Below are 13,100 nucleotides of genomic sequence, written 5' to 3' on the forward strand. Positions count from 1 at the left end.
AAAATGAGTATCTTAACTGTAAAGAATTTAAGCCACAGTTTTGGTGGGCGTCAAATACTTAAAGATGTAAATTTTAGACTTTTAAAAGGTGAACATATCGGTTTTGTCGGTCCGAATGGAGAGGGAAAGAGTACCTTTTTAAATCTTGTTACGGGAAAACTTGAGGCTGAGGAAGGAACTATCGAATGGGCAAAGCGTGTTAGAATCGGTTATCTTGACCAACATTCTGTAATTTCTTCTGAAATGACTGTTCGTGATGTTTTAAAATCTGCTTTTTCATATCTTTTTGAAGTTGAAAGTGAGCTTAATGATATTTATATGAAGATGGGCGAATTAACTGGTAAAGAGCTTGACGATATAATGCTTGAGGCTTCCGAGCTTCAAGAATTACTTGAAACAAATGACTTTTATATGATTGATTCCAAGATTGATGAAATTGCTCATAATATGGGACTTAAAGACTGGCTTGAAAGACTTGCATCAGACCTTTCAGGTGGGCAACGTTCCAAAATTCTACTTGCAAAATTGCTTTTAGAAAAGCCTGATATTTTGCTTCTTGACGAACCTACAAACTATTTAGATGAAGAACATATAAATTGGCTTAGAAGATATTTACAAAACTATGAAAATGCCTTTATTTTGATTTCTCACGATATTTCATTTTTAAACTCGGTAATAAATTTAATCTACCATGTTGAAAATTGTGAAGTAAATAGATATGTTGGGGATTATGACGAATTTTTAAGATTAAAAGAGTTAAAACAAAGACAATTGGAGTCTGCATATAAAAAGCAACAACAGGAAATTCAAGAGCTTGAGGACTTTGTTCAACGTAATAAGGCGAGAGTTGCTACAAGGAATATGGCGATGTCAAGGCAAAAGAAACTTGATAAAATGGAAAAAATTGAACTTGTTAGAGAAAAACCAAAGCCTGAATTTTATTTTGAAACTGCTCCGTCAACGAGTAGGCTGATTTTTGAAACAGAGGACTTGGTAATCGGATATGATAAGGCGATAAGCAGACCCTTAAATCTTCGCATGGAAAGAGGCGACAGAATTGCAATTGTCGGTGCAAACGGACTTGGAAAAACAACTCTTATAAATACAATTTTAGGTAATATTAAAGCTATTTCAGGCTCTGTTCACTTCGGACAGAATTTATCTATCGGATATTTTAAACAAGAGGAAAATTATGATAACAACAAGACTCCAATCGATGAAATGTGGGAAAAATTTCCAAGCTGGGAGCAATTTAGAATTCGTGCCGCCCTTGCAAAATGTTCGTTGACAACTGTTCATATTGAATCACAAATGAGGGTACTAAGTGGTGGAGAACAGGCAAAGGTAAGACTTTGTAAAATATTAAATGAAAAGACAAATATATTAATGCTTGACGAGCCTACAAACCACCTTGACCCCGAATCAAAAGAGGAACTAAAAAGAGCTTTAAGAGAATATAAAGGAGGAATTTTCCTAATCTCACACGAAAAAGACTTTTACACAGACATAGTAACAGAAATTTGGAAAATGGAGGACTTTTCATTGCTTTAAATTGATTTGATTACAATCGAATATAAGTGTTTAATTACTTAAATATAGAAATGTCGGGATATAATTTTTTTTTAGATTATTTTTTGAAAAACTGTCAAAAATGTATTGACAATATAATTTTATTGGTGTATAATAGTCAAAGAAAAATTGAACGGAGGTAAAATTTATGTCAAATACAGTTAAAAAATTGGTTACTAATATCAATAAGACTTACTTAACCGACTTTTCTGTTTTTGGTTTTAAATTTTCTCATTTTAATAATTTTAATATATTAGCCGGAAATTCATTTTTTAAAAGTTGGATTACCGGCTTTTCTTTTAATTCAATATTTGTCTTTAATAATTTTAATTTTAGGAAATAACTTTTGTTATTTCCTTTTTTTATGTATGACAAAATATGATTAAATAAATTTAATAGGAGGAAATGTATGAAAGAATTTAGAAATTTGGTTAGTAGTGAAGATTTTTCATGTGAAGAATTACTTGAACTTATGGAGTTAGGGTCAGAAATTTTTAACAATCCTGAAAAATTTTCTGAAAAATGTAGAGGTAAAGTTTTAGCATCTCTATTCTTTGAACCTTCAACAAGAACAAGACTTAGTTTTGAGGCGGCTATGCTTAGACTTGGTGGAAGTTGTATAACAGTTCCTGACCCAAAGGTTTCATCAGCAACTAAGGGAGAAAGCCTGCAAGATACTATAAGAACTGTTGGTTGTTATTCAGACATAATTGCTATGCGTCACCCACATGAGGGTTCTGCTGAACTTGCAAAGGAAGTAACACTTGTTCCTTTCATCAATGCAGGGGACGGCGGTCATCAACACCCAACTCAAACTCTTACAGATTTACTTACAATCTCTCAAACTAAGAAAACTTTGGAAAATATGACTATCGGTCTTTGTGGGGATTTAAAATTTGGTAGAACTGTTCACTCTCTTGTAAAGACTCTTTCAAAGTTTAGGGGAAATAAATTCATCTTCATTTCACCTGTTGAGCTTGTTATTCCTGAATATATAAAAATGTATCTAAACGAAAAAAATGTTGAGTTTATAGAAGTTAGAACTATTGAAGAAGTTATGGATAAGCTTGATATTTTGTATATGACAAGAGTTCAAAGAGAAAGATTTTTCAATGAGGCTGATTATGTAAGACTTAAAGATACTTACATTTTAGATAATCAAAAGATGAAAAATGCAAAAGATGATATGATAATTCTTCACCCACTACCAAGAGTAAATGAAATTGCAACTGAGGTTGATTCTGACCCGAGAGCAAAGTATTTCAATCAAGTTAAATTTGGTATGATAATCAGAATGGCGCTAATCTTAAAATTATTGGAGGTAAAATAATGTTAAACATAAATAGTATTTCAAACGGAATTGTAATCGACCATATTAAACCTGGTCTTGGTTATGAAATTTTTAAACTTTTAGAATTGGATAAGGCTGATTACACAGTGGCACTTATAATGAATGCCGATTCTAAAAAATATGGAAAAAAAGATATGATAAAAATTGAAAATGTAATAGATGTTGATCTTGCGATTTTGGGATTAATCGACAGAACTTTAACTGTAAATATAATTGAAAATGAAAAAATTAAAGAAAAACTTTCAATGATTTTACCTGAAAAGGTTGAAGGTTTTTTAAAATGTAAAAACCCACGTTGTATAACTTGTCATGAAAATGTGCAAAATAAATTTGTGCTTGTAAATAGAGAAAAGGGAATTTACAGATGTAATTATTGTGATAACTTATATACTTGTGGAGGACATAGTGAAAAAAATAATTAAAAATGCAATCTTAGTGGATAAGGATACAAATAAATTCGGAGAAATTAAAATTGAAAACGGAAAGATTATAGAAATTGGAGAAAATTTAAGTTTTGATGAAAGTTTTGAAGTTATAGACGCTAAGGGAAAAGTTGTTATGCCGGCTTTTGTAGATTTACATGTTCACTTTAGAGACCCGGGTTTTACTTATAAGGAAGATTTAAAGACGGGCTCACTTTCTGCACTAAGAGGTGGTTACACAACTGTAAACACAATGGCAAATACAAAACCGATTTGTAGCGACCTTGAAACTTACAACGACATAATGAAAAGAGCTAAGGAGCTTGACTTAGTTGATATAAATCAGATTGTTGCAGTAACTCAAAACTTTGACGGAGAAAATTTAGTTGATTATTCAAAATTTGAAAATGCAAAATTTTTATCCGATGATGGTAAAGGTGTACTTTCTGAAACTACAATGTATAGGGCGATTTTGGAGGCGAAAAAGTTTGATAAGGTGATTATGATTCACGCCGAAAGTGAACTTTCAAAGGTTGATTACAGAATTGCAGAGGACTTAATGACTTTAAGGGATATTTACCTTGCAAAAAGACTTGATGGAAGAATACACATGTGCCATGTAAGTACGGTTGATTCGTTAGAGGCTGTAAGACGTGGGAAAAAAGAGGGCGTCCGTGTTACTTGTGAAATAACTCCTCATCATATTGCACTTTGGGATAATTCATACAGAGTTAATCCACCGATAAGAGAAAAGGCTGATGTAGATGCTTTGATAGAGGGAATTTTAGACGGAACTGTTGATGCTATCGCAACAGACCATGCACCACATACAATGGAGGATAAGGCAAACGGAAGTCCGGGACTTGTTGGGCTTGAAACGGCATTTGCAATCTGTAATACAAAGCTTGTAAAAGAAAGAAATATCGATATGAGAGTGCTTTCAAAAGTTATGTCCTACGGTGGAGCAAATTTAATGGGAATTAAAAAAGGCTTAATCAAAGAGGGATATGACGCAGACTTGGTTATAGTTGATGAGAATAAAAAAATTGTTGTAGATTCAAGTAAATTTGCATCAAAGAGTAAAAATACACCTTTTGATAAAATGGAGCTTTACGGAGAAGTGCTTATGACAATTAAAGCCGGAGAAATAAAATATAAAGGAGAAATGTAATGATAATAGATAAATTATATGAGGCAGTAAAAGAAAAAGGATTTGTTTGTGTTGGTCTTGATAGTCATTTGGACTACATTCCAAACTATATAAAACAAAAATATGAAAAAATTTCTGATGTAATTTTTGAATATAATAAGGAAATAATTGATGCAACAAGCGATATTGTTGCAATCTACAAGCCACAAATTGCATACTATGAGGCAAACGGACTTGAAGGTCTTATCGCATATCAAAGAACTTTAAGATATCTTAAAGAAAAAGGACTTTTAAGTATCGGCGATGTTAAAAGGAGCGACATTGCAAGTACTGCAAAGGAATATGCAAAGGCGCATTTTAAAGGAGAGTTTGAGGCAGACTTCATCACTCTTAACCCATATATGGGAATGGATAGCATAACTCCGTATTTAGATTACTTAAAGACGGGGGAAAAGGGAGTTTTCGTTTTACTTAGAACTTCAAACGAGGGTGCAAAGGACATTGAATGTCTTGAATATCAAGATGAACCACTTTATTTTAAAGTTGGAGATGAGCTTAAAAAATTTGCTGATAGTTTAACTTCAGAATGTGGATATTCTCCACTTTGCTATGTTGTTGGAGCAACTCATAGCGAAGAGGCTAAAAAAATTAGAGAAAGATATAAAAATATTTTCTTCTTGTTACCCGGATATGGTGCGCAAGGAGCAAAAGCAGAGGACATTAGAACATATTTGAACGACTTTAATGGCGGAGTTGTAAACTCTTCAAGAGGTATCATAAAATATTACCAAAAATTTGAAGACGGCGAAAAAAGATTTGCTCACTACACTAGAGAGGCTGTTTTAAAAATGAGAAAGGATATTTATGGAAAATAAATCATACGAAAAAGTTGAAATAATTTTAAACGAAAAAATTGCCACAGATATTTATAAAATGGTGGTTAAGGGAGAGTTTAAAGCTAGAGTTGGACAATTTTATATGGTTAAATGCTTTGAGGACGGGAACATGCTTCCTCGTCCTATAAGCATCTGCGATATGGAAGATGACAAGCTTACTTTTCTTTATGCAGTTGTCGGCAAGGGAACAAAGATTATGTCCGAAAAGAAAGCCCACGACTTTATAGAAATTTTAGGACCTTTAGGTAACGGATTTTCTATTGATGAGTTTAAGGGCAAAAAAGTTGCACTTGTTGCAGGAGGAATCGGAATTGCACCGATGTTGTATTTGGCGAAAAAATTAGATGCTAAAACTGATTTATACGCAGGGTTTAGAGATGAAACATATTTTACTGAAGAATTTAAGGAGTTTACAGAAAATACATATATTGCAACAAATACAGGAAGTGTTGGACATAAAGGTTTCATAACAGAAATAATAAAAGAAGATTATGATGTAATTTATTGTTGTGGACCAAATCCGATGATGAATTCCGTTAAAAATTTAGGCTTTGACATACCGGTTTATGTTTCACTTGAGAGCAGAATGGGTTGTGGAGTAGGTGCTTGTTTAGCTTGTAGCTGTAAAACAAAAAATGGAATGAAAAGAATCTGTAAAGAGGGGCCCGTTTTTGAAGTTAAGGAGGTGAATTTTTAATGTTAGAAGTGGATATTTGTGGAGTAAAGTTTAAAAATCCGGTTATCGCAGCCTCAGGAACTTTTGGTTTTGGTAGAGAATATGCAGAGTATATCGATTTAAACAGACTCGGTGGAATCTCAACAAAAGGACTTACATTTGCAGGAAAAGACGGAAATACGGGAATTAGAATTTACGAAACACCTGCCGGGATAATGAACAGTATAGGACTTCAAAATCCGTCCGTACCGACTTTTATTGAAGAAGATTTACCTTTTATGGAAAGCTATGATACACAAATCTTGGCTAACATTGGAGGTTCACAGCTAGAAGATTATTTGAAATCTGTTGAACTAATCAATAAGACAAATATAAAAATAATTGAGTTGAACATTTCTTGTCCGAATGTAAAATCAGGTGGAATGGCTTTTGGAATAAAATGCGATATAGCAGAGGGAATTGTTAGAAAAGTTAGAGAAAATACAGACAAAGTCCTTATGGTAAAGCTATCTCCAAACGCCGAAAATATAAAAGAAATGGCAAAAACTTGCGTTGAGGCAGGAGCTGATTGCCTTTCACTTGTAAATACATTCAATGCATTGGCGATTGATATTTATAAAAGAAAAGCAGTTTTCGACAATGTAACAGCAGGACTTTCAGGTGCTTGCATAAAACCGATAGCACTTAGAATGGTTAGAGATGTTGCCTCAGTTGTAGATGTTCCTGTAATTGGAATGGGTGGCATAATGGATTGGAAAGATGCAATAGAATTTATTATGGCAGGAGCAACAGCAGTGCAAGTCGGTACAGCGAACTTCATCAACCCGAAAGTTTGCATTGACATAATTGAGGGAATGGAAAAATTCTGTAAAGAACAAAACATAAAAAACTTACAAGAAATAAGAGGGATTATTTAATTTTAGTATAGGAGGAAAATTATGGAACAAAGAGTATTAGAATTATTAAAAGAAAGCGAAGCGTTATTAGAAGGACATTTTTTATTATCATCAGGAAAACACAGCGACAAATACGTTCAATGTGCAAAACTTTTGATGTATCCAAAAAAAGCAGAAGAAGTTTGTAAAGTAATTAAGAAAAAAATAGAAGATGCGAAAATAAAAGTTGACGCAGTAGTTGGACCTGCAATGGGTGGAATCGTAATTGCTTACGAATTAGGAAGAGCATTAGGTGTTAGAGCCATGTTTACCGAAAGAGAAAATGACGTAATGACATTAAGAAGAGGATTTTTCATCAATGAGGGAGAAAATGTACTTGTGGTTGAGGACGTAGTTACAACTGGAAAATCTTCATTAGAAACAATCAAAGTATTAAAAGAACATGGAGCCAATGTTGTAGGAATCGCATCAATCGTAGATAGAACAAACGGAAAATCAAATATCGAATATCCACTTTTTCCCGCAATCGCATTGAATGTACAAGCTTTTGAAAAAGAAGAATGTCCACTTTGTAAAGAAGGAAAAATCGAACTTGTAAAACCTGGTAGCAGAAAGAAATTTTAGTAAAATTTATTTGAGCATCTAGTTTTAGATGCTCTTTTTTTACAAAAAAACATAACAACACTTTTTTACGATAATTATCCAAGCGAGATTTCAAAAAAATTTTTTTCATTTCATAAACATTTTATATTTATTTCACAAATATTTCATATTTCATTGTTAAAATAATGCCTCAAATACAAAATGAAAATAAAAATAAAAATAAAATTAAAAATTAAGGAGATTAGTTTATGAAAAAACAAAAAATAGAAAAATGTGCAATGGTTCTAGCCTTGTCATCAAGCATACTTTTGTCAAAAGTAGATTTGGCAAAGGCTAAAGAAAATGTTGAGGTAAATCCTACAAAAATTGACTACAAGGCTAAGATTGAAAATAAAATTGAAAGCATAAAAAAAGAAATAGCACAAATGGAAAAAGAATTATCGGAAAAAATAAATGAAAGAGAAAGATTGCTTAAAGAAAAATCTGAAATTTCTGATAAATTATCCAAGGGAAATGACAAATCAGTTAAGGAAATTGATGAATTAAAAAATAAAATCAAAGAACTTGAAAGTAAACAAGAAGAAAATAAAAAAATGCTTGAGTCTTTAAAAGAAAAACTTCAAAAAGCTAATGAAGAAAAAGAAACTTTAGCAAAAGATCTAAAGGCAAAAGACCAAATGATAGATGAAATAAAAAAACTTGATCCGGCAAAGGATAAGAAGGCCCTTGAAGAAAGTATAGAAGAAGATAATAAAAAAGAAAAAGCTAGTGAAGATAAAAAGAAAAAATTTGAGGAAAGCCTAGGAAAAGCTAGTGAAGAATTAAAGAAAAAGGAAGCTGATTATGTAAAAGAAAATGCTCTTTTAGAAAAATATAAGAAAGATTTAGAAAATTTTGAAAAAGAAATAGCTAAAGCAAAAGAGAAAAAACAAGCTACAGAACAAGCTATAAATAATATAAATGCAATTAAAGATAAGCTTAATAATGAAAATAAAGACCTTGAAAGAAAGTTAGAAATAAATAAAACGAGCACAGAAAACGCTAAAAGACTATCTGGACAAGCTAAAGATAAAATAAAAATAAAAACGGCTGAATTAGAAAAATTACGCAAAGAACATCTAACAAACGATGTGGAATCACAAATTAAGAAATTAGAAAAAGAAATAGAAGATGAAAAAAATAAGGTTAAGAATGGAGAAACTCTTCTTTTAAATTGGCAAAGAGAAAAAGAGAACTTTGAGAAGTCAATAAAAGAAAATCAAGAAAAATTGGAAAAACTTAAAAATTTATTGGCTGATAAAGCTAACCTTGAAAAAGAAATTCAACGTCTAGACAGAGAAATTAAGGATATAAATACAAGCAAGCCAAAATTCGAGAAGCAAGTAGAAGAAGCGAAAAAGGCAAGAGATACTCAACAAGAACTTGTAGAAAAAGCAAAGAAAGATTTATCTGAAGAAGAAGAAAAACTTGTACAAATAAAGAAAAGCATAAAATATAACGAAATGAAATTAGATGCTTTGAAAGATAAAGATCAAACTCTAAAAAAACTTGAGTCAGAAAAAGAGGCTATTAAAAAGAAAATTGAGACAAACAAAAATGACTTGGAAAGATTAAATCAAGAAATCAAAAAAGCACAAGAAATGTACCAAAATGCTAAAGCTTCTATAAAAACTCTAAAAGAAAAACTTTCAAAACTAGAAGAAAAAATGGGACTTGAAAGTACTATGCCAATGGCAGTATCACTAAAACAAGTGAAACTAGATAGAAAAGCACTTGAAGATAGAATAAAAGAGATAGATGAACAAATCAAAAAGTTAGATATAGAGATTAAAAATCTAAGAGAAAAAGTTGCAAAGAAAAAATTATTATTGGCTAGTTTAGAACAAGAAGAAAAGGCAAAACAAAGAAAAGAACAAGAAGAAAGGGAAAAACAAAGAAAAGGACAAGAAGAAAAGGCAAAACTTCCAAAAACGGGAATAGAAAGCCAAGGTTCGATTATATTAAGTTTAATCGCATCAACTGTTGGCGTATTTGCTCTTAAAAAGAGAAAATAATTTAACAAAAAAAGAGGAGAAACCCTCTCAGGGGCTGTAAATTAGGGATTTAATTTCTTAAAAAATTATCGGCGTGATTAGTAGAAATACTAGTTATGCCGATTTTTCTATATTTTGATTGATATCACTACTCCGATATAGTTGCCATTGGAATCCTTTAGCTTGTGCAGGAAAAGCATCGTCTTATCATTCATAAGCTACACAGCGTCTTTCCTATAGTCAGCATCTAAAGTAAAGAAGAACTCCAAAAGACTATCAAAGGTAATTTAAGAGACTTCTTTTTCAGCTGTAGCACCTTAATTTTTATGAAAGATTTAAAAAAATTTTTTTCATTTCATAAATATTTCATATTTTATTGTTAAAATAATACCGCTAATGAAAAAATGAAAATAAAATTTAAAAAATAAAATAAAAAAATAAGGAGATTAATTTATGAAAACTAGAAAAATTATAGGATTATCACTAACTGCTGCAGTTTTAGTAACACAAAGTGTACATGCACAAAAACTTACAAATAATGAACAATTAAATAATTTAAAAAAAGATTTAGAACAAAAAAACAAAAACTTAGAAGCAAAAACTAAAAAACTTAATGAAAATAAACTTTCTAATTTGCAAAATGAACTTAAATCTTTGCAACAAGAAAAAGCAAATACAGAAAGCAAATATCATGACGAACTACAAAACTCTGGAACTTTATCTTCAGATAAAGAAAAGAAAGAGTTAGAAAAAGAAAATTTACAACAACAAAAAGGTACATTAAATAAAGAGTTAGAAAAAACAGATAGAAACTTACAAGAAAAAGAAACAAAAATAAAAGAATCTGGAAGAAAAATAGATGAGTTTAATAAATCTTTAGAAGAAAAAGTAAAGACAATAAAAGATTTAGAAGAAAAAATAAATTCTAAAGATACAGAAATAAAAAATATAAAACAAAAGCAAGGAAATAATTCAGAAAAAATCACAGAAAATTCAAAAGCTATTGATAAATTAAATTCAGAAAAACAATCTAAAGAAGAAAACTTATCTAAAAATAAAAAAGCTATCGAACAAAAAACACAAGAAATGAATGAAAAGATTAACCAAGAAAAACAAAAGATAGAAAAAGAAATAAATCAACAAATAGCTACTTTACAAAAAGAAATAGAAGAATTAGAAAATAAGAAAAAAACTATTCCACAAATAACTGAAGAAAATAACTTAATTAAAGATAAAAATAATGCAGTAGAACAAGGAATAAAAAATATACAAAAAGATATAGAAACTAAAACTCAACAAAAAACAGAAAAAGAAAAAAGTAAGAAAAGTTTAGAACAACAATACCAACAATTACAAGAAAAATGGAAAGAATTAAGTAAAAATTCACAAAAAGTTGATGAAGCTAATCAATTAGACGGACAAATGACTATTTTACAAGGAAAAATTGATTCTGTAAAAGATGAAATTTCTACTTTAGAACAAGAAATAGCTGATTTAAATAAACAATTAGTTACAAAACAACAACAAAAACAAACTGAAAAACAAATTCCAAATGCACAAGAAATTGAAAAGCAAATAAAAGATAAAAAAAGTCAACAATCACAACTTGAAAATGAAAAAACTACTAGATTGCAAACTAAAGAAGCAGAAATAAAAAATAGTTATAAAGATGAGTTGGAACAATTAAATCAACAAAGTAATAGTTTAGAAAGTGAAAAAAATAATCTACAGTCAGAAATTGATAGATTAGAACAAGAAACTAGAAAACTTGAAACAGAAAATTCTTCTTTAGAAGAAAATATTAAAAATCTAACAAAAGAAAAAGAAAATTTTGATAATGAAAAGAAACAAGTACTTTTATCTTCAAAAGATATAGAAGCTAAAAAAGATAAAGAAATTAAAAATAATCAAAGTATTAAAAAAGAAAAGGAAGCTTTAGTTAAAATTAAAGAAGAAACTACAAATGCTATAAATGAAAATAATACGAAGATTGGTAATTTAGAAAAAGAAATTGCAGATCTTACTAAAAGATTTAATTCTTCTTTAGATAAACAAACAAAGTTAAAAGCTAAAAAAGAAGAGTTAGAAAAAGCTATAAATACTAAAGAGAAAGAAGTTGAGTTAGCAAAAAGAGAAATGGAAAGTTTAACAAAAGGAATTTCATCTTTAAAAGAAGAAATACAAAAAGTTAAATCTCAAATCATGGCGCTTAATGCACTAATAGAACAAGAAGAAAAGGAAAAACAAAGAAAAGAACAAGAAGAAAAGGAAAATACAGAAAACAAAGATATTAAAGTGTTAAAAGGAAAAAATCAAGTTTTTGATAAATCAAAACAAAATAGAATTTCTTTTAGAATTTCAACAGATGTAACTGATTTTAAAGGAGCTTATCTAGATGGAAAGCTTATTTCTCCTTCAAATTACTCTTTAAAAAGAGGAAGTACAATTATAAGTTTTAATGAAGCTTTTTCTAAGAATTTAAAAGAAGGTTCTCATGAATTTAAGTTTAAGTTTAATAAAGGTTTTACAAAAACTACAATAGTTGTTCAAAATAGCGAAAATAATAACAACAACAATAACAACAATAACAACAATAACAACAATAATAACAATAATAACAGTAACAACAATAACAACAACAATAATAAAGATGTCAATAAAAACAAAGTGCCAAAAACAAATGTACAAGCTACTTCTTCTTTATTTTCACTTCTTACTTTAGCACTATCTGCAGTATCTTTTAAGAAAAGAAGAAAATAATTTAATAATTGCCTTTAATAATAAGTAATAAAGTGCTGAAAAGCAAAAAAATAAGCTGTGAGAAATTTATCTCATAGCTTATTTTTTCTTGCAATTTAGGACCACTTGTTTTTACAAGAAATTTAAAATAATTTATACAAAAAACTTGACACTACCAAGAAATGAGTATAAACTATAAAAGTCTCCTAAAACTACATGAGGTAGCCTTAGGAGATTGTGAAAATTCTGATTATATGTTATAATAAATATGGTTTTGCAGTTCTTTTGCAAAAGCATATTTATTTCACTATGTTTACATAAAAAAAAACATAAATTGAAAACATAGTATAATAAATACAGTTTTATGGGTATTGTATAAAAGTGTATTTATTTCATCATATTCACATTGAAAAATTTTATCTAAAGTGGGAATATGATATAATAAATATGAGTTTACGATTCTTGTGTAAAAGAATATTTATTTCATCATATTTACCTTTTTAAATTTATCAAAATGGAAATATGATATAATAAATAACAAGAGATCATAGGAGATTTTACATTGGCTAGACATTACGAAGAAGGCTTCAAAAAGCAAATAGTAGAAATCTTTAACCAAGGAAATTAAACATACAGAAAATTAGCAAAAGAATACGACACAGCACCGTCAACAATAAGAGAATGGGTTAATAGGTACAACAACTCTAAATCTTTTGACATTGATGACAATAGAACTGAAGAAGAAAAAGAACTAATAAGATAAAG

Annotated in this window: 11 protein-coding genes and 1 pseudogene; all 12 read left to right on the forward strand. The window is 29.6% G+C overall.

The annotated features are described in order from the left end of the window. Positions 1–3 precede the first annotated feature (3 nt). Positions 4–1,551: an ABC-F family ATP-binding cassette domain-containing protein gene (locus tag HMPREF3181_RS04150; protein ID WP_068473415.1), complete on the forward strand. Its 1,548-nt coding sequence runs from the start codon at positions 4–6 to the stop codon at positions 1,549–1,551. Between the two features lie 166 nt (positions 1,552–1,717). Beyond that, the gene (locus tag HMPREF3181_RS04155; protein ID WP_068473420.1) at positions 1,718–1,912 is read left to right on the forward strand and encodes a hypothetical protein; all 195 of its coding nucleotides are present in this window, start codon (positions 1,718–1,720) and stop codon (positions 1,910–1,912) included. Between the two features lie 66 nt (positions 1,913–1,978). Further along, positions 1,979–2,899, forward strand: a complete 921-nt coding sequence (gene pyrB, locus HMPREF3181_RS04160; protein WP_068473423.1) for an aspartate carbamoyltransferase — start codon at positions 1,979–1,981, stop codon at positions 2,897–2,899. After that, positions 2,899–3,342 carry an aspartate carbamoyltransferase regulatory subunit gene (locus HMPREF3181_RS04165; protein ID WP_068473426.1) on the forward strand — a complete coding sequence of 148 codons (444 nt, stop codon included), beginning with the start codon at positions 2,899–2,901 and terminating at the stop codon, positions 3,340–3,342. Before pyrB ends, HMPREF3181_RS04165 begins: the two co-directional genes overlap by 1 nt. Beyond that, positions 3,326–4,513, forward strand: coding sequence for a dihydroorotase (locus HMPREF3181_RS04170; RefSeq protein WP_068473429.1), 1,188 nt, complete (start codon positions 3,326–3,328; stop codon positions 4,511–4,513). Before HMPREF3181_RS04165 ends, HMPREF3181_RS04170 begins: the two co-directional genes overlap by 17 nt. Then, positions 4,513–5,367, forward strand: coding sequence for an orotidine-5'-phosphate decarboxylase (gene pyrF, locus HMPREF3181_RS04175; protein WP_068473433.1), 855 nt, complete (start codon positions 4,513–4,515; stop codon positions 5,365–5,367). The genes HMPREF3181_RS04170 and pyrF overlap by 1 nt, the downstream gene beginning before the upstream one ends. Then, entirely contained in the window at positions 5,357–6,085 is a 729-nt protein-coding gene (locus HMPREF3181_RS04180) for a dihydroorotate dehydrogenase electron transfer subunit (protein WP_068473437.1), read from the forward strand. The genes pyrF and HMPREF3181_RS04180 overlap by 11 nt, the downstream gene beginning before the upstream one ends. Then, complete coding sequence (locus HMPREF3181_RS04185) at positions 6,085–6,981, forward strand: dihydroorotate dehydrogenase (protein ID WP_068473440.1); 897 nt, start codon at positions 6,085–6,087, stop codon at positions 6,979–6,981. Before HMPREF3181_RS04180 ends, HMPREF3181_RS04185 begins: the two co-directional genes overlap by 1 nt. A 21-nt stretch (positions 6,982–7,002) precedes the next feature. Further along, positions 7,003–7,584 carry an orotate phosphoribosyltransferase gene (pyrE, locus tag HMPREF3181_RS04190; protein ID WP_068473442.1) on the forward strand — a complete coding sequence of 194 codons (582 nt, stop codon included), beginning with the start codon at positions 7,003–7,005 and terminating at the stop codon, positions 7,582–7,584. Between the two features lie 227 nt (positions 7,585–7,811). After that, positions 7,812–9,617 (forward strand): LPXTG cell wall anchor domain-containing protein, encoded by a 1,806-nt coding sequence (locus HMPREF3181_RS07685; protein ID WP_068473445.1) that lies wholly within the window; start codon positions 7,812–7,814, stop codon positions 9,615–9,617. Positions 9,618–10,049: 432 nt separating this feature from the next. Next, positions 10,050–12,356: a hypothetical protein gene (locus HMPREF3181_RS04200; RefSeq protein WP_068473448.1), complete on the forward strand. Its 2,307-nt coding sequence runs from the start codon at positions 10,050–10,052 to the stop codon at positions 12,354–12,356. A 541-nt stretch (positions 12,357–12,897) separates the two neighbouring features. Continuing rightward, positions 12,898–13,092, forward strand: a pseudogene (locus HMPREF3181_RS08115) (transposase); the annotation flags it as partial. Between the last annotated feature and the right edge of the window lie 8 nt (positions 13,093–13,100).

It is taken from the genome of Parvimonas sp. KA00067 (assembly GCF_001553085.1).
Classification (GTDB): domain Bacteria; phylum Bacillota; class Clostridia; order Tissierellales; family Peptoniphilaceae; genus Parvimonas; species Parvimonas parva.

What these genes read in the sequence shown, in the direction of transcription:
- HMPREF3181_RS04185 (WP_068473440.1), top strand. Translation starts at nt 6,085, where the DNA reads ATGTTAGAAGTGGATATTTGTGGAGTAAAGTTTAAAAATCCGGTTATC.
- pyrE (WP_068473442.1), top strand. Translation starts at nt 7,003, where the DNA reads ATGGAACAAAGAGTATTAGAATTATTAAAAGAAAGCGAAGCGTTATTA.
- HMPREF3181_RS04180 (WP_068473437.1), top strand. Translation starts at nt 5,357, where the DNA reads ATGGAAAATAAATCATACGAAAAAGTTGAAATAATTTTAAACGAAAAA.
- HMPREF3181_RS04150 (WP_068473415.1), top strand. Translation starts at nt 4, where the DNA reads ATGAGTATCTTAACTGTAAAGAATTTAAGCCACAGTTTTGGTGGGCGT.
- pyrF (WP_068473433.1), top strand. Translation starts at nt 4,513, where the DNA reads ATGATAATAGATAAATTATATGAGGCAGTAAAAGAAAAAGGATTTGTT.
- HMPREF3181_RS04200 (WP_068473448.1), top strand. Translation starts at nt 10,050, where the DNA reads ATGAAAACTAGAAAAATTATAGGATTATCACTAACTGCTGCAGTTTTA.
- pyrB (WP_068473423.1), top strand. Translation starts at nt 1,979, where the DNA reads ATGAAAGAATTTAGAAATTTGGTTAGTAGTGAAGATTTTTCATGTGAA.
- HMPREF3181_RS04155 (WP_068473420.1), top strand. Translation starts at nt 1,718, where the DNA reads ATGTCAAATACAGTTAAAAAATTGGTTACTAATATCAATAAGACTTAC.
- HMPREF3181_RS04165 (WP_068473426.1), top strand. Translation starts at nt 2,899, where the DNA reads ATGTTAAACATAAATAGTATTTCAAACGGAATTGTAATCGACCATATT.
- HMPREF3181_RS07685 (WP_068473445.1), top strand. Translation starts at nt 7,812, where the DNA reads ATGAAAAAACAAAAAATAGAAAAATGTGCAATGGTTCTAGCCTTGTCA.